Raw genomic sequence first — 15,063 nt, 5'->3', positions numbered from 1 at the left:
CTCTCCTTAGCGCAGGCAGTAAATTTCGACGCGGCGGTTTTGCTGCATACCAGCTGCGGTCGAGTTGTCCGCACGCGGGCTGCGCTCACCAAAGCCACGAACATCAACGATGCGAGCACCTGTTTCAGCACCAACGCGAGCAACAGCATTCGCGCGGTTGTTCGATAGGCGCATGTTGTATTCGTCAGACGCGCGACTGTCGGTGTGACCGTAGATCAAGAAGCCAAATACGCCGTTCTGCATCGACTGGCTAAAGAACTGCTGCAACGACGAACGACCCGCGCTGCTGATCGCGTAACGATCCGTCGCGAAAAGCTGGTCTGTCGGAACGACACCACAAATCTCGCTACGGTGACATACAGCGGACCCATCGGGACGACGGTTCGCATCCATATAACCTTCGGCGCCATCATCCATGACCCAGTGCTCACAACCATCTGGGTCAATCCAGATCGTTGGAATGTATTGTTCGCCTTCAATCACACGGGTCGGAAGCTCAATCACTTGAGCGGTTTCCGCAAAAGAAGTGGTCGCGACTGCCGCGAGCCCTAGTGCAGCAATCGAAGCGCCCCCGAACGCCTTGACCGCAATCGATCCCAATTTCATTTTCACAGCTAATGCCCTTTTCGTACTTGCTCTGAGGTCGAGCAGACAACCTCATACGCTACGCTATCGTATATAACGACTACCTTAACTGATGTTTTAGCAAAAAAAAGCAAATTTAGTAGAATGCTGTGGCTATAACCACAACAATCGGTGCAATTCATGTAATTTTAGATCGAAATCGGCAACAAACCCGACTCAGACGAGGACGCCGCCCAAGGAATTTCGGCTGCTTTCGACGATCCGAACGGTCCGAACCTGCCCTTTTACGTCAGTAGGTGCTTCGACATAGACCGCGTGGAGGTAGTCGGATTTCCCGATCATCTGCCCCGGCATGCGCCCTGCCTTTTCAAACAGAACTTTGACCTCGCGCCCGACCATTCCGTCCTGGGCAGCGCGTTGCTGCTGGGTCAAAAGCGCCTGAAGCTCCTGCAGACGGTCATCCATCAGGTCATCGGGCAACTGCGGTTTCTCAGCCGCGGGTGTACCCGGACGGGTCGAATATTTGAACGAATAGGCCTGCCCGTAGTTCACCTGACGGATCAGATCGAGCGTATCCTCAAAATCCTGATCGGTTTCACCGGGGAAGCCGACGATAAAGTCGCCAGACAGCAGCAAGTCAGGACGTGCGCCACGGATACGGTCGATCAGACGGAAATAATCATCCCGCGTGTGTTTGCGGTTCATCGCCTTGAGGATTTTATCGCTGCCCGACTGCACGGGGAGGTGCAAATAGGGCATCAGCTTTTCACAGGTCGCATGGGCGTTGATCAACTCGTCATCCATGTCGTTCGGATGCGAGGTGGTGAAGCGGATGCGCTCTAGCCCATCAATGTCAGCGAGTTCCCAGATCAAACCAGCCAGACCTTCGTCATGGCCGTGATAGGCATTCACGTTCTGGCCGAGCAGCGTAATTTCACGAACACCCGCAGCGACCAAATCAGCCGCCTCGCGCAGGATGCGTTCTTTGGGACGCGAAACCTCGGCCCCGCGCGTATAGGGCACCACGCAGAAGGCGCAGAATTTATCGCATCCTTCCTGAACCGTCAGGAAAGCGGTCGGGCCACGGGTGGCGCGAGGGCGTTTGTTCAAGGTGTCGAATTTGTCTTCTTCGGGAAAATCCGTATCGACCGCACGTTCACCGCGCTGCACGGCTTTTTCCATCTGCGGGAGGCGATGGTAGGACTGCGGCCCGACGATCAGGTCCACAACAGGTGCACGCGCCATGATCTCTTTGCCTTCGGCCTGCGCGACACAGCCAGCAACGCCGATTTTCAAATCAGGGTTCACATCCTTCAATTCTTTTAGACGGCCCAGTTCGGAATACACCTTTTCCGCCGCCTTTTCGCGGATGTGGCAGGTGTTGAGGAGGATCATGTCCGCCTTATCCGCCGAGTCCACCTGCGTGTAGCCGTTTCCGCCCAGTGCTTCGACCATGCGTTCACTGTCGTAGACGTTCATCTGACAGCCATAGGTTTTGATAAACAGCTTCTTCGGCTCGGTCATGGGCGGCATCCCGTTTTACAGCGGTGGGGAAAGTCGGCGTTACCTAACGCCTCGCCCTCTGTCTTGCAATGCCGACGGATTTGACAGACCTTACAGGCGAACAATTTAAGACAGGCCCATGCGGTATTCTTCACTCAAAGATTTTCTATCCGACGCCCCGTCCGCGCTCGCCAAAGGTCCGATTGCCCTGATCATGGTCGAGGACGAGGTCGAAGTGGACAGCACCGTGCGGCACCATCTCGACCTTGGGTTCAAAAAGGTCGTCCTCTTTGCCGATCCCGATATCGAAGTGTCCCCGAAGGTCGAGACAAAGACCATTCGCGTCGATCTCGATATGCGGGGTGAACATGCGCTGACGACGGCTGTGAACGCTTGCATTGAGGCCGCGCCGAACGTCTGGATGTATTACTGCTACAACGCAGAGTACCTGTTCTACCCGTTTTGCGAGACGCGCACGATCGGCGAAATGCTCGCTTTCCACACAGAAGAGCGTCGCGATGCGATGCTGACCTACGTCGTTGATCTTTATGCGGGCGACTTGGGAAAATACCCGTCGGCAGTCTCGGTCGACGAAGCCATGCTGGACAAAACGGGCTACTATGCGCTGGCCCGCAACGATCCAGCGAACCACAACCACCCCAAAGAACGACAGTTGGATTTCTACGGCGGTCTGCGCTGGCGGTATGAAGAGTTCATCCCCGCTGCCAAGCGTCGGATCGACAGGATCGCAATCTTCCGCGCCCAAAAAGGGCTGCGTCTCAATGACGATCACACGTTTAACGTCGAAGAATACAACACCTACGCATGTCCGTGGCACCATAACCTCACGGCGGCAATCTGTTCGTTTCGCACTGCAAAGGCGCTGAAACGAAACCCGGGGTCGACCTTTGCGATCAACACCTTTGAATGGCGAAATTCTGTGCCGTTTGATTGGCACTCACGTCAATTGTTGGATTTCGGGCTAATCGAACCGGGTCAGTGGTTCTGATTCTTTAGGACCGACGCAGGCGGATCACAACATCCACCGCAGAGATGCGCGCGCCATCAGGGGCGTCTGGCAGTCCTTCGATACGCAGTTGGTCCGCAGGCGCATCGGTCAGACGACCGTCGTCTTCCCAGTAGAAATGCGGGTGGTCGGACATATTGGTGTCGAAGTAGCTGCGCGACCCATCAACGGTGATCTCACGGACCAACCCTGCCTCGCTGAACGCACGCAGGGTGTTATAAACCGTCGCGAGCGATACGTCGGCGTCCGCTTTGGTCGCGGCCTCATAGAGCCACTCAGCGGTCACATGCCGATCCATACCGTCACCCACCAAAACAGCCGCCAGCGCCACACGTTGCCGTGTCGGACGCAGCCCCGCCTGAGCGAGCCATTCTGTTCCGCGATTGATCCGGTCATCCAGCATGAAGGTCATCCTTATGTTGAAGGGTACAATACAGCGCGGCAGCGACTTTTTTCAATCGCAAAGTCAAATTGCCCCGCGTCGCCGCTACACTTGCTCTTGTTAACCTCTGGGTGATAGACGAACGTTAATAACGCATCACTATCCCAACAAGGGGGACACATACGCATGGCCCAATACCCGAGCAGCTTTGACCGCGACGATCTGTTAAAATGTGCCCGTGGCGAACTTTTCGGCCCCGGTAACGCGCAGCTGCCGGAACCGCCGATGCTTATGATGGACCGCATCACCGAGATTTCCGAGGATGGTGGTCTGCATGGCAAAGGCCATGTTGTAGCTGAATTCGACATCAAACCAGACCTCTGGTTCTTCGACTGCCACTTCCCCGGCAACCCGATCATGCCGGGCTGCCTTGGACTTGATGGTCTGTGGCAGCTGACAGGCTTCAACCTCGGTTGGCGTGGTTGGGAAGGTCGCGGTTACGCGCTCGGCGTTGGCGAAGTGAAGCTGACTGGCATGGTGCGTCCAGAACGCAAAATGCTGACCTACAAGGTCGATTTCACCAAAGCCGTGCAAACCCGTCGCCTAACCATGGGTGTGGCGGACGGTATCGTCGAAGCTGACGGTGAAGTGATCTACGTCGTTAAAGACATGAAAGTGGCTCTGTCCGCGTCCTAAGACCGACAGAACATCAAAGACTACAAGGGAGGGTGCCTATGCGCCGTGTTGTCGTAACTGGTCTCGGGATCGTTTCACCGATCGGGAACAATGCTGCCGAGGTAGAGGCCTCTCTTCGTGCGGGTAAATCGGGCATCGAAGCCAGCCCCGAAATGGCAGAACGCGGCTTCCGCAGCCAGATCGCAGGCACCGTCAAAATCGATGTCACAGAACACGTTGATAAACGTGCTCTGCGTTTCATGGGTCCGGGCGCGGCTTATGCTTACATATCGATGAAGCAAGCGATCGAGGATTCTGGCCTATCCGAGGATCAAGTATCCAACACCCGCACAGGTCTGATCGCTGGCTCGGGTGGCCCGTCCACCAGCGCGATGTACGCCGCGCACCAGATCGTCGACAACAACGGTTCGCCCAAACGGATCGGGCCCTTCGCTGTGCCGAAGTGCATGTCCTCGACCATCTCTGCCAACCTTTCGACCCAGTTCAAGATCAAGGGCATCAACTACTCGATCACCTCGGCTTGCTCGACCTCTTTGCACTGCATCGGCAACGCAGCAGAACAGATCATGATGGGCAAACAGGACGTAATGTTTGCAGGTGGCGCAGAAGAACTCGACTGGACGCTGTCCTGCTTGTTCGACGCGATGGGTGCGATGTCTTCGAAATACAACGACACACCGACCAAAGCGTCCCGCGCATTCGACGCTGGCCGTGACGGTTTCGTCATTGCAGGCGGCGGCGGTATCGTTGTCCTCGAAGAACTGGAGCACGCGAAAGCACGCGGCGCGAAAATCTACGCTGAGGTCACAGGCTTTGCCGCGACTTCGGACGGTCACGACATGGTTGCCCCGTCGGGTGAAGGCGGCGAACGCGCGATGCGCCTCGCTCTGGAAACCCTGCCCGAAGGCCGCAAAATTAGCTACATCAACGCACACGGCACATCGACACCCGTCGGTGACGTGGGCGAGGTTCAGGCTGTGCGCCGCGTCTTTGGCGAAGGCACCACACCGCCGATCTCGTCGACCAAATCGATGACGGGCCACAGCCAAGGCGCGACTGGCGCATCCGAGGCGATTTACTGCCTCCTGATGCTGCAGGGTGACTTCATTGCACCCTCGATCAACGTCGAAACACTCGACCCAGAGTTGAATCCCGCAGAAATAGCGACTTCTCTGGTTGAAAATGCTGGGCTAGATACCATCATGACCAACAGCTTTGGGTTTGGTGGCACGAACGGGTCGATGCTGCTCTCCAAGTTTCGAGACTAAGGACTTTTTCACATGACTATTTCGATGCAGGGTAAACGTGGCTTGATCATGGGCGTTGCCAACGAACGCTCCATCGCATGGGGTATCGCTAAGGCAATGGCGGACGCAGGCGCAGAACTCGCGTTCTCTTATCAAGGCGAAGCCTTTGGCAAACGCGTTGAACCTCTGGCCGCGTCGGTAGGTTCTGACACCCTCATCGACGTAGATGTGACCAACGACGAAAGCATGGACCTCGCCTTTCAGACACTGAAAGACAAATGGGGCACCATTGATTTCGTGGTCCACGCGATTGCCTATTCGGACAAAAACGAACTCACAGGTCGTTTCATCAACACCAGCCGCGATAACTTCTGCAATTCGATGGTTATCAGCTGCTATTCGTTCATCGAAGTGTCCAAGCGCGCATCGGAACTGATGCCGAACGGCGGCACGCTGCTGACGCTGACCTACGGCGGTTCCAACCGCGTGACGCCGAACTACAACGTCATGGGCGTTGCAAAGGCGGCACTGGAATCTTCGGTCCGCTATCTGGCGAACGACCTCGGCCCGCAGGGTATTCGCGTGAACGCGGTCTCCCCCGGCCCGATGAAAACGCTGGCTGGCGCAGCCATCGGTGGCGCACGCGCAACCTTCCGCCACACGGAACAGAACGCACCGCTGCGGTCGAACGCAACGCTCGAGGCTGTTGGCGGCACCGCGGTTTACCTCGCATCCGATGCTGGCGCTTACACAACAGGCGAAATCATCCGCGTTGACGGCGGCTTCCACGTTCTCGGGATGCCACAGCAAGACCACCTCTGATCCATGGGATTACTGGCCCTTGCCCTCGGGTTTTGCTCCGCCTTTTGGCTGGCAACACGCGGGGGCTGGGCTGGACTTTCCATTGAGTGGCCTGACCGCAAGTTCTGGGCCTTTGGCGCACTCGCCGCCGCAGCGATCTTCTACTTTTTCGGCCCGTTCTTTGGCCCCTGCCTGATCGCAACCTTCTATTTCCAAGAACTCGGCCACGTCGTCACGCTTCGCTCTTTCGGCGTGAACGCGAAAATCCGCGCCATCCCCGTCTTTGCGAACCCGCCCAAGTGGGATTTGCACAAACTGGACCAAGGCAAAGAAGCCTATGTCGCGCTGATGGGCCCTGCCTTCACTGTGCCCGCTGTATTTCTGTGCCTCGCGATTGCAGCGATGTTGCTGAACAGCTCACCGCTGCTGGGGAATTACCTCGCGGGGTTTGCAGCCGTCTCGGCCACCTATGGCGCTTTCACGCTGTTACCGTTCTGGCCGCTGGCAGGAGGGCGGATCATTCGCGCGGTGTCAGAGACGTTCTGGCCAATGCTGCCGTTTGTATTGGGGGGTGCCGCCCTCGCTGTGATCCTGACATTGGCCGCTGGCTTTACGTCATTCACGCTTGGCGCTATCGCCTTTATCGGCATTCGTGGCCTCATGGCCCTTGAACACCCGACGCCGCATCAATCCCCGATGCCCAAAGACGCCGCATGGCTATTGATCGGGGCCTATCTTGTGGTCACGGCCAGCCTGTATCGGTTCGGCTGGCCGCTCATTGTTCTCGCCTTGGGCCTTTAGGCCGCTTTGATCTCGACCAGTTCGATCGCAAAGATCAGGTCTTTGCCAGCGAGCATGTGGTTCGCATCCAGAACAACCTGCTCTTCGTTCGCGTCGACAACGGTCACAGGAACAACCTGACCCGTCGGTGCTTGCATCTGAAGCTGGGTACCGATCTCGGTTGGGATGTGATCAGGAATTTCGGAACGCGGGATCGCTTGGATCGCGTCAGCACTGGCTTCGCCGTAGGCTTCGGCACAGGGGACTTCGACGGTTTTCTTATCGCCGACGGTCATGCCAGGCAGAGCCTTATCCAGACCAGGAATGATCTGACCCGAGCCAACGATGAACTCCAGCGGCTCACGACCTTCGCTGCTGTCAAAGGTTTCGCCAGTGGTCAGGGTGCCAGTGTAATGAATACGAACGGTGTCACCCGATTTTACTTGGGTCATAAAAATCTCCGGTCTGTCAGGGAAAGAATGAAAGAGGCCGCACTCTGCGGGTGCTCTGGGATTCGGGGGACACCCTATGGAATGCATGGCTGGATTGCAAATGGCGCCCTTGTTCTTCCGCTCAGAGTTGGTCACTCTGCGCGACAGGATGGAGGACCCACATTGATCAACACCTGTATTTTTGATGCCTATGGCACATTGTTCGACGTCGCTGCCGCAGCACGGGAAGCTGCAGCAGAACCCGGACAAGAGGCACTGGCGCAAGTCTGGCCAGCACTGGCTGCAAATTGGCGCCGCAAGCAGTTGGAATATTCATGGCTCCGGGCTGTGGCCCGCCAACACGTTGATTTCTGGCAGGTGACGGGTGACGGCCTCGATTGGGCGATGGAGGCTTCTGGCCTCGACGATGCCGCCCTCCGCGAACGTCTTTTGGCGCTCTATTGGGAACTGAGCGCCTATCCCGAAGTGCCCAAAATGCTCGCCACGTTGAAAGAGCGCGGGATGAACACGGCGATCCTCTCGAACGGTTCGCCTGCGATGCTGGATGCGGCGGTGAAATCGGCGGGCCTGTCCGAGCTTCTCGATGATGTTTTGTCGGTCGAAACGGTGGGTGTCTATAAACCCCACGACCTCGTTTACGAAATGGTCGAGAGCCGTTTTGTCTGCGAACGGAACGAAGTCCTCTTTGTCTCGTCGAACGGCTGGGATGCGGCGGGTGCTTCCAAATTTGGCTATCGCACCGCTTGGGTGAACCGTAATGGCGACCCGATGGATCGGCTCTATGCCGCGCCTGAATTGGTACTCACTGACCTCAGCACGATCCCGGACCTGATCTAATGCCTTATTACAGCGCCCCCGACGGAACCCGACTGCATTACCTTGACGAAGGCGAAGGGCTGCCCGTCCTCGCGCTGGCAGGCCTAACGCGCAACGCGGCTGACTTTGACCACATCGCACCTCTCCTAGACGGGATCAGGCTCATTCGGCCTGATTATCGCGGTCGGGGCAAATCGGACTGGGCCACGTCGGATACCTATACTGTGCCGCATGAGGCACAGGACATTCTGGCGCTCATGGATCATCTGGGGCTGGAAAAGGCCGCGATCATCGGCACGTCGCGCGGTGGGATTATTGGAATGGTTCTCGCTGCAACCGCCAAGGACCGACTGCTGGGCGTTGCGCTCAATGACATTGGTCCGGTGATCGACACCCAAGGGCTGGACATCATCAGCGCCTACATTGGCCGCAATCCCGCACAAAAAACTTATGAAGAAGCCGCCCAATTCCGCGACCGCAACTGGGTGCACTTTAAGAACGTCCCGATGGAACGTTGGTTGGCCGAGGTTCGTGCCCACTACGAACAGACCGCCGATGGGCTCGTCATTCGTTATGACCCAAAGCTACGCGATACCTTCAACGCGGCAGACAACAACGCCCCATCGCTTTGGCCGTTTTTCGACGCGCTCGACGGACTGCCGATTGCGCTGATCCGTGGGATGAACAGCGATTTGCTCTCGGTCGAAACAGCCGACGAAATGTCAAAACGCCGCCCCGACATGATCCCTGCCGAGGTGCCAGATCGCGGACACGTGCCGTTTTTGGACGAACCAGAAGCCATTGAGGCCCTGCGGGTTTGGCTCTCAGCTGTGAAGGACGCCCAAGCCTAGCCTCTGATCTAGGTCTAAAGGTTGCCTTTCGACGGAACCCGCCTCATGTATCGGGGAAACTGAGGAGGCGACCATGTCCGAACATTTCATCCAACGGGGCGATGTGACCCTCTACGCACGCGTTGACGGGGTCGATGATCCCGCTGCACCGACCGTTGTGTTGGCCAACTCTCTCGGCACCAACCTTCATCTGTGGGACGCCGTTCTCCCGCTCTTGCCCGAAGGCTTGCGGATCGTGAGGATGGACAAACGTGGGCACGGGAAATCCTCGGCCCCTGAGGCGCCCTATACAATGGGTGCGCTGATTTCCGATACAGAGGCCGTCTGTGACGCGTTGAACGTGCGCGATGCGATGTTCGTTGGTCTGTCGATTGGCGGCATGATTGCCCAAGGCTTGGCAGTCAAACGGTTCGACATTATCCGCACGCTTGTTCTTTCAAATACCGCCGCAAAGATCGGCATGCCGAAACTTTGGCAAGACCGCATTGATACAGTCCGCACCAAAGGTCTAGAGGCCTTGGTCGATGGGATCATGCAGAAATGGTTCACCCGCGATTTTCGCAATTCGCCTGCCGTGACACCGTGGCGCGATATGGTCTGTGCAACCTCGGTCGAGGGATATTGCGGGTGCTGCGCCGCGATTTCGGGCACGGATTTCTATACGCCCACCAGCGGGCTTCGTTGCCCCACGCTGGGCATCGCGGGGTCTGATGACGGGTCGACCCCTGCCGATCTGGTACGCGAAACCATCGACGTGATCCCCGGCTCAAAATTCGAGATCATCCGCAAAGCAGGTCACCTGCCTTGTGTTGAAAAGCCGGAAGAGTATACCGCACTCCTGACGCAATTCATGAAAGACACGGGCCATATCTGATGACCGCATCCCCCTTTGACAGCGCAATCTGGCGCGACGCCCTCTTCGATCGCGAAACGGCTGCGCTCTTTACTGATACGGCCGAAGTGCGTGCGATCATGATCGTGCTGGGCACCTTGGCAAAGGTTCGCGGTGAACGGGGTGAGGTTCCTGATATCGCGGCAAAGGCGATCCACCGTGCCTCGCTCGAACTGCAGATCGACCCGTCGGGTCTGGCCAAGGTTGTCGCCGTTGACGGCGATCCCGTTGCCCCTGTCATCCAGTATTTCCGCGAATTGATGCAGGCACCTGAATTCGCGCCGCACGTTGGCGAAGGTGCGACCATGGCGCAGATAGAGGACACGGCCCAAGCGCTCCGCCTTCGTCAGTTCCTGACGATCATGTCAGAACGTATGGGTGCGCACGACACCCTTGCGCCGCTCGCTGCGCGGCTAAAGGTCAGCCACATTGCGGACGCCGATTTGGCAAAGGGCCTGAACCTTGGCCTCGTTGGGGACGATGCCGACACGACCTTTGCCAATTTCGCGGACTGGATGGTTACGACCGCTCAACAGTCAGCCGCCACATCGCCACTCGCTTCTGCACTGGTTGCCCTGATCACCGGCCTGAACCACAGCCTCCAATCCGCACGCGACACAGACGCAGAGCGACTGACCCGTCGCATGTGCCTCCCACAAATGGCGCTTGCGCTAGGTAGGTTAAACACACTTGCAAAGTGAACCCGATGGTTTAACTCCTGTCAGGCTAATTGGAGCCTGACATGCGCTTACCTATCGTTTTCATCCTGATCACAGTCCTGCTTGATGCGATGGGTATCGGCATCATCATGCCCGTCATGCCCGACCTGATCCAAGAGATCCATGGCGGCGATGTTGGCAACGCAGCGTTTTGGGGCGGCATCCTGACCGCCGTCTTTGCCGCGATGCAGTTCCTCTTTGGACCACTGATCGGCAATATCTCTGACAGCTTTGGCCGTCGGCCCGTCTTGCTGATCGCGCTTGTGATCATGGCGATGGACTACATGCTGATGGCCGTGGCGGGCACCATTTGGTTGCTGCTGGTTGGACGGATTATCGGCGGTATCACGGGTGCGACCCACACCACCGCAGGCGCCTATATGGCCGACATTTCAAAACCCGAAGAAAAGGCTGCGAACTTTGGCCTAATCGGTGCTGCCTTTGGCGTGGGCTTTGTCGTGGGGCCTATGATTGGCGGGTTCCTCGCTGACCTCGGCACGCGTGCGCCGTTCTATGCTGCGGCGATCTTTGCCGCGGCAAACTTTGTCTTTGGTTTTTTTGTGCTGCCAGAGACTGTTTCAAAAGAAAACCGCCGCAGCTTTGATATCAAGCGCGCGAACCCCTTGTCAGCGTTCCGTGCGATTGGGTCACTTCCTGGCCAATCGCCGATGCTCTTGATCATCTTTGTCTTTAGCGTCGCGCATTTCGTCTACCCTGCAATTTGGGCCTATTTCGGCAAAGAGAAATTCGGCTGGGACCCGACGATGATCGGCCTATCGCTCGCCGCCTTCGGTATTTCGATGGCTGTGGTTCAAGCCGTCCTGATCCGCCCGATCCTCCGCATACTTGGGGACCGCAAAACGGTGCTCGCAGGCTTTATCGTCGATATTGTCGGGATGCTGCTCGTGGTCTTTGTCGACAACGGCTGGATGGTTCTCGCGCTGACGCCTGTGATGGCCCTCGGCTCTATCTCTGGACCGACGATCCAAGGCATCATGTCCCGCGCGACCCCCGACAACCAGCAAGGCGAATTGCAAGGCGTCGTCCAATCCATAAACGCGGTCGGCATGGCGATTTCGCCACTGATCATGACTTGGATTTTCTGGGCTTTCACGTCGGGTGGCTGGGGTTACCTCCCAGGTGCACCGTTTGTGTTGTCAGCGGTATTGGTTGCGGGATGCGTTGTGATCTTTGTCACTACCAAATCGGATCACTGATCGTCAGGCCCGCAATCCTCACCTGAATGGCGAATGATCACAATGGCCGCTGGAATGCCTAATCCAATGGCTGCGTAGAGCAATGCAGCCACGCCAATACCCGCGCCAAAGAGCCAGACCGACAGGGCCGCGCTGACTGCGCCAAAGGTCGAGAAAAAGAAGATGAGTGCTGCAGCCAAGGCTTTGTTCCTTGAGAATGAAAAAGCCGCAGCGCGGGGCTGCGGCTTTGTCTGGATCGTATTAGCGCGAGAACTTTTTGTACTTCAGGCGCTTCGGTTCTAGTGCATCGGCCCCGAGACGACGTTTCTTATCTTCTTCGTAGTCCTCAAAGTTACCTTGGAACCATTCGACATGTGCCTCACCCTCGAAGGCGAGGATGTGGGTACAAATACGGTCGAGGAAGAAACGGTCGTGCGAGATGACAACGGCGCAGCCCGCGAAATCTGTCAGCGCGTCTTCGAGAGCACGGAGGGTTTCAACGTCAAGGTCGTTGGTCGGTTCGTCGAGGAGAAGAACGTTGCCGCCTTCTTTGAGCAGACGCGCCATGTGAACACGGTTGCGTTCACCGCCCGACAGCAGTCCGACTTTCTTCTGTTGGTCGCCGCCTTTGAAGTTGAACGACGAACAATACGCGCGCGAGTTCACTTCGGCATCGCCCAGCGCGATCAGTTCTGCACCGCCCGAGATTGCTTCCCAAACGGTCGCATTCGGATCGAGGTCGTCACGCGACTGGTCAACGTAGGACAGTTTCACAGTATCACCGAGGGTGATAGATCCCTCGTCCGGCTGTTCCTGACCTGTGAGCATTTTGAACAGGGTCGATTTACCAGCGCCGTTCGGACCGATGACGCCCACGATACCACCCGGCGGCAGGTCGAACGACAGGTCTTCGATCAAGAGCTTATCGCCCATCGCCTTTTTCAAGCCGTTGACCTCGATCACCTTGCCACCCAGACGGGGGCCGTTCGGGATAACGATCTGTGCGCGACCGACCTTTTCACGCTCTGACTGTTCAGCCAGTTCGTTATAGGCGTTGATACGCGCCTTCTGTTTTGCCTGACGGGCTTTCTGACCCTGACGCATCCACTCAAGTTCGCGTTCCAGCGTTTTCTGCTTGGATTTGTCTTCGCGGGCTTCCTGCTCCAGACGTTTGGCTTTCTGTTCGAGCCAGCTGGAGTAGTTGCCTTCGTAGGGGATGCCCTGACCACGGTCGAGTTCGAGAATCCAACCCGTGATATCGTCGAGGAAGTAACGGTCGTGGGTAACGCAGAGGATCGTGCCTTTGTATTCGATCAAGTGCTTCTGGAGCCACGCAATGGTTTCAGCGTCGAGGTGGTTGGTCGGTTCGTCGAGCAGAAGCATATCAGGTGCTTCGAGCAGGAGTTTACACAGCGCCACACGGCGACGTTCACCGCCCGAGAGGTTCGCAGGCATCGCATCATCTGGCGGACAGCGCAGTGCTTCCATCGACACGTCCACTTGGCTGTCGAGGTCCCAGAGGTTCTGGCTGTCGATCTCGTCCTGAAGACGCGCCATTTCGTCGGCGGTCTCGTCCGAGTAGTTCATCGCGAGTTCGTTGTAGCGGTCCAGAATGGCCTTTTTCTCAGCCACACCCAACATCACGTTGTCACGCACAGACAGCGTTTCATCGAGTTGCGGTTCCTGCGGCAGGTAGCCGACCTTTGCGCCTTCTGCGGCCCATGCCTCGCCCGAGAAATCCTTGTCCCAGCCAGCCATGATTTTAAGAAGCGACGATTTACCGGCGCCGTTGACACCGACAACACCGATTTTAACGCCGGGAAGGAAGTTGAGACGGATGTTCTCAAAGACCTTCTTCCCGCCTGGGTAGGTCTTGGACACGCCGTCCATGAAATAGACAAACTGGTAGCTGGCCATTGGGTGATCCTCTGAATCTGGTTTGGCCCTAGATAGCGATCATGGCGACGAGGGGCAATGCGGCGTGGCTTGCAATCCGCTTGCTCAATACCATCTTTCCGATCAAGTTAGCGCCAACATGAGAGAGGATGACATGACATACACACCAGCCGAGGACCGTTATTCGAAAATGGTCTACCGCAAGTGCGGAAATTCTGGCCTGAAACTGCCCGCGATCTCGCTCGGCCTTTGGCACAATTTTGGACATGACACACCGCATCAAACAAAGCGCGACATCTGCCAGACGGCCTTTGACCTAGGCATCACGCATTTCGATTTGGCGAACAACTACGGCCCACCCGCAGGCTCTGCAGAAGAAGCCTTTGGCGAAATCCTAAAGACCGACTTCGCAGGCTATCGTGATGAATTGATCATTTCTTCCAAGGCGGGCTATGACATGTGGCCTGGACCCTACGGCGAATGGGGAAGCCGCAAATATCTGATCGCATCTTGTGATCAATCGCTGAAACGGATGGGTCTGGACTACGTCGATATCTTCTATTCGCACCGCTTTGACCCCGAAACCCCGCTCGAAGAGACAATGGGCGCGCTGGAGCATATCTGGCGGTCGGGCAAGGCGCTCTATATCGGCATCTCGTCCTACAATTCGCAACGCAGCCGCGAAGCCGCCGCGATCCTAAAGGATATGGGCGTGCCGCTGTTGATCCATCAGCCCAGCTACAACATGCTGAACCGCTGGGTCGAACATGACGGTCTGCTGGATACATTGGATGACCTTGGCGTTGGGTCGATTGCCTTTACGCCGCTGGCCCAAGGTATGCTGACGAACAAATACCTCGGCGGTGTCACCGAAGGCCGCGCAGTTCAAGGCAAGAGCCTCGATCCGAATGTTCTGGACGAACGTGTTCTGAACAATATCCGCAAGCTCAACGAAATCGCAGAGGGCCGTGGTCAAACACTCGCCCAAATGGCGATTGCATGGGTGCTGCGCGGTGGTCGGGTGACGACGGCGTTGATTGGTGCGTCCAAGGCCTCGCAGGTCGTGGATTGCTGTGGCGCGATCGGGAACCTCGATTTCACCGCCGATGAACTGGCTCTGATCGACACCTATGCAAATGAGGAACAGATCAACCTCTGGGCGCGGTCGTCAGAGCTGGAATAACAAACAGCGGCTTTACTTTTCAGCCGCCACACGGTTT

The 15,063-nt window shown here is 57.1% G+C and carries 17 protein-coding genes; 11 read left to right on the top strand and 6 right to left on the bottom strand.

Going from position 1 to position 15,063, the window contains the following annotated elements:
- Positions 1 to 6 precede the first annotated feature (6 nt).
- Both QWY83_RS12075 and miaB read right to left on the bottom strand, forming a co-directional pair.
- Positions 7 to 606, bottom strand: a complete 600-nt coding sequence (locus tag QWY83_RS12075) for an OmpA family protein (protein ID WP_105236266.1) — start codon at positions 604 to 606, stop codon at positions 7 to 9.
- A gap of 195 nt (positions 607 to 801) precedes the next feature.
- Positions 802 to 2,109 carry a tRNA (N6-isopentenyl adenosine(37)-C2)-methylthiotransferase MiaB gene (gene miaB / locus QWY83_RS12070; RefSeq protein ID WP_249946897.1) on the bottom strand — a complete coding sequence of 436 codons (1,308 nt, stop codon included), beginning with the start codon at positions 2,107 to 2,109 and terminating at the stop codon, positions 802 to 804.
- A gap of 118 nt (positions 2,110 to 2,227) precedes the next feature.
- Between miaB and QWY83_RS12065 the strand changes: the two genes are divergently transcribed.
- Complete coding sequence (locus tag QWY83_RS12065) at positions 2,228 to 3,097, top strand: glycosyltransferase family protein (RefSeq protein ID WP_105234181.1); 870 nt, start codon at positions 2,228 to 2,230, stop codon at positions 3,095 to 3,097.
- Positions 3,098 to 3,101: 4 nt separating this feature from the next.
- Here the strand turns inward: QWY83_RS12065 and irrA are convergent, their stop codons facing one another.
- Entirely contained in the window at positions 3,102 to 3,518 is a 417-nt protein-coding gene (irrA, locus tag QWY83_RS12060) for an iron response transcriptional regulator IrrA (RefSeq protein ID WP_067550811.1), read from the bottom strand.
- Between the two features lie 165 nt (positions 3,519 to 3,683).
- Between irrA and fabA the strand changes: the two genes are divergently transcribed.
- The 4 genes from fabA to QWY83_RS12040 are packed head-to-tail and all read left to right on the top strand — an operon-like array spanning position 3,684 to position 7,042.
- Entirely contained in the window at positions 3,684 to 4,193 is a 510-nt protein-coding gene (gene fabA, locus QWY83_RS12055; protein WP_105234180.1) for a bifunctional 3-hydroxydecanoyl-ACP dehydratase/trans-2-decenoyl-ACP isomerase, read from the top strand.
- 38 nt (positions 4,194 to 4,231) lie between these two features.
- Positions 4,232 to 5,461 carry a beta-ketoacyl-ACP synthase I gene (fabB, locus tag QWY83_RS12050; protein ID WP_249946896.1) on the top strand — a complete coding sequence of 410 codons (1,230 nt, stop codon included), beginning with the start codon at positions 4,232 to 4,234 and terminating at the stop codon, positions 5,459 to 5,461.
- A 12-nt stretch (positions 5,462 to 5,473) separates the two neighbouring features.
- Positions 5,474 to 6,262: an enoyl-ACP reductase FabI gene (locus QWY83_RS12045; RefSeq protein WP_067550814.1), complete on the top strand. Its 789-nt coding sequence runs from the start codon at positions 5,474 to 5,476 to the stop codon at positions 6,260 to 6,262.
- 3 nt (positions 6,263 to 6,265) lie between these two features.
- Entirely contained in the window at positions 6,266 to 7,042 is a 777-nt protein-coding gene (locus QWY83_RS12040; RefSeq protein WP_249946895.1) for a zinc metalloprotease, read from the top strand.
- Here the strand turns inward: QWY83_RS12040 and QWY83_RS12035 are convergent.
- A complete protein-coding gene (locus tag QWY83_RS12035) occupies positions 7,039 to 7,473 on the bottom strand; it encodes an FKBP-type peptidyl-prolyl cis-trans isomerase (RefSeq protein WP_067550816.1) in 435 nt (144 codons plus the stop codon). The genes QWY83_RS12040 and QWY83_RS12035 overlap by 4 nt on opposite strands.
- Before the next feature lie 162 nt (positions 7,474 to 7,635).
- On the opposite strand from QWY83_RS12035, the gene QWY83_RS12030 reads away from it, so the two are divergent.
- The 5 genes from QWY83_RS12030 to QWY83_RS12010 all read left to right on the top strand — a co-directional run bounded on the left by QWY83_RS12030 (position 7,636) and on the right by QWY83_RS12010 (position 11,968).
- Positions 7,636 to 8,310: a haloacid dehalogenase type II gene (locus QWY83_RS12030; RefSeq protein ID WP_249946894.1), complete on the top strand. Its 675-nt coding sequence runs from the start codon at positions 7,636 to 7,638 to the stop codon at positions 8,308 to 8,310.
- Positions 8,310 to 9,140, top strand: coding sequence for an alpha/beta fold hydrolase (locus QWY83_RS12025; protein ID WP_249946893.1), 831 nt, complete (start codon positions 8,310 to 8,312; stop codon positions 9,138 to 9,140). Before QWY83_RS12030 ends, QWY83_RS12025 begins: the two co-directional genes overlap by 1 nt.
- Before the next feature lie 73 nt (positions 9,141 to 9,213).
- Positions 9,214 to 10,014, top strand: a complete 801-nt coding sequence (gene pcaD / locus QWY83_RS12020) for a 3-oxoadipate enol-lactonase (protein WP_249946892.1) — start codon at positions 9,214 to 9,216, stop codon at positions 10,012 to 10,014.
- Positions 10,014 to 10,733, top strand: a complete 720-nt coding sequence (locus QWY83_RS12015) for a lyase family protein (RefSeq protein ID WP_249946891.1) — start codon at positions 10,014 to 10,016, stop codon at positions 10,731 to 10,733. Before pcaD ends, QWY83_RS12015 begins: the two co-directional genes overlap by 1 nt.
- A 41-nt stretch (positions 10,734 to 10,774) precedes the next feature.
- Complete coding sequence (locus QWY83_RS12010; protein WP_249946890.1) at positions 10,775 to 11,968, top strand: TCR/Tet family MFS transporter; 1,194 nt, start codon at positions 10,775 to 10,777, stop codon at positions 11,966 to 11,968.
- On the opposite strand, the gene QWY83_RS12005 is transcribed toward QWY83_RS12010, so the two are convergent.
- Positions 11,962 to 12,147 carry a hypothetical protein gene (locus QWY83_RS12005; RefSeq protein WP_249946889.1) on the bottom strand — a complete coding sequence of 62 codons (186 nt, stop codon included), beginning with the start codon at positions 12,145 to 12,147 and terminating at the stop codon, positions 11,962 to 11,964. The genes QWY83_RS12010 and QWY83_RS12005 overlap by 7 nt on opposite strands.
- A 61-nt stretch (positions 12,148 to 12,208) precedes the next feature.
- Positions 12,209 to 13,864, bottom strand: coding sequence for an energy-dependent translational throttle protein EttA (gene ettA / locus QWY83_RS12000; protein ID WP_249946888.1), 1,656 nt, complete (start codon positions 13,862 to 13,864; stop codon positions 12,209 to 12,211).
- Between the two features lie 133 nt (positions 13,865 to 13,997).
- On the opposite strand from ettA, the gene mgrA reads away from it, so the two are divergent.
- Entirely contained in the window at positions 13,998 to 15,026 is a 1,029-nt protein-coding gene (gene mgrA, locus QWY83_RS11995; RefSeq protein WP_067550824.1) for an L-glyceraldehyde 3-phosphate reductase, read from the top strand.
- Positions 15,027 to 15,063 lie beyond the last annotated feature (37 nt).

It is taken from the genome of Marivivens donghaensis (genome assembly GCF_030410045.1).
In the GTDB taxonomy this organism is placed as follows: domain Bacteria; phylum Pseudomonadota; class Alphaproteobacteria; order Rhodobacterales; family Rhodobacteraceae; genus Marivivens; species Marivivens donghaensis.
Note: the sequence above shows the minus strand (reverse complement) of the source record. Positions and strands in the feature narration are given on the sequence as shown.

Excerpts from the sequence above, each read along its gene's own strand:
- QWY83_RS12075 (WP_105236266.1), bottom strand. The coding sequence starts at position 606 with ATGAAATTGGGATCGATTGCGGTCAAGGCGTTCGGGGGCGCTTCGATT.
- miaB (WP_249946897.1), bottom strand. The coding sequence starts at position 2,109 with ATGACCGAGCCGAAGAAGCTGTTTATCAAAACCTATGGCTGTCAGATG.
- QWY83_RS12065 (WP_105234181.1), top strand. The coding sequence starts at position 2,228 with ATGCGGTATTCTTCACTCAAAGATTTTCTATCCGACGCCCCGTCCGCG.
- irrA (WP_067550811.1), bottom strand. The coding sequence starts at position 3,518 with ATGCTGGATGACCGGATCAATCGCGGAACAGAATGGCTCGCTCAGGCG.
- fabA (WP_105234180.1), top strand. The coding sequence starts at position 3,684 with ATGGCCCAATACCCGAGCAGCTTTGACCGCGACGATCTGTTAAAATGT.
- fabB (WP_249946896.1), top strand. The coding sequence starts at position 4,232 with ATGCGCCGTGTTGTCGTAACTGGTCTCGGGATCGTTTCACCGATCGGG.
- QWY83_RS12045 (WP_067550814.1), top strand. The coding sequence starts at position 5,474 with ATGACTATTTCGATGCAGGGTAAACGTGGCTTGATCATGGGCGTTGCC.
- QWY83_RS12040 (WP_249946895.1), top strand. The coding sequence starts at position 6,266 with ATGGGATTACTGGCCCTTGCCCTCGGGTTTTGCTCCGCCTTTTGGCTG.
- QWY83_RS12035 (WP_067550816.1), bottom strand. The coding sequence starts at position 7,473 with ATGACCCAAGTAAAATCGGGTGACACCGTTCGTATTCATTACACTGGC.
- QWY83_RS12025 (WP_249946893.1), top strand. The coding sequence starts at position 8,310 with ATGCCTTATTACAGCGCCCCCGACGGAACCCGACTGCATTACCTTGAC.
- pcaD (WP_249946892.1), top strand. The coding sequence starts at position 9,214 with ATGTCCGAACATTTCATCCAACGGGGCGATGTGACCCTCTACGCACGC.
- QWY83_RS12015 (WP_249946891.1), top strand. The coding sequence starts at position 10,014 with ATGACCGCATCCCCCTTTGACAGCGCAATCTGGCGCGACGCCCTCTTC.
- QWY83_RS12010 (WP_249946890.1), top strand. The coding sequence starts at position 10,775 with ATGCGCTTACCTATCGTTTTCATCCTGATCACAGTCCTGCTTGATGCG.
- ettA (WP_249946888.1), bottom strand. The coding sequence starts at position 13,864 with ATGGCCAGCTACCAGTTTGTCTATTTCATGGACGGCGTGTCCAAGACC.
- mgrA (WP_067550824.1), top strand. The coding sequence starts at position 13,998 with ATGACATACACACCAGCCGAGGACCGTTATTCGAAAATGGTCTACCGC.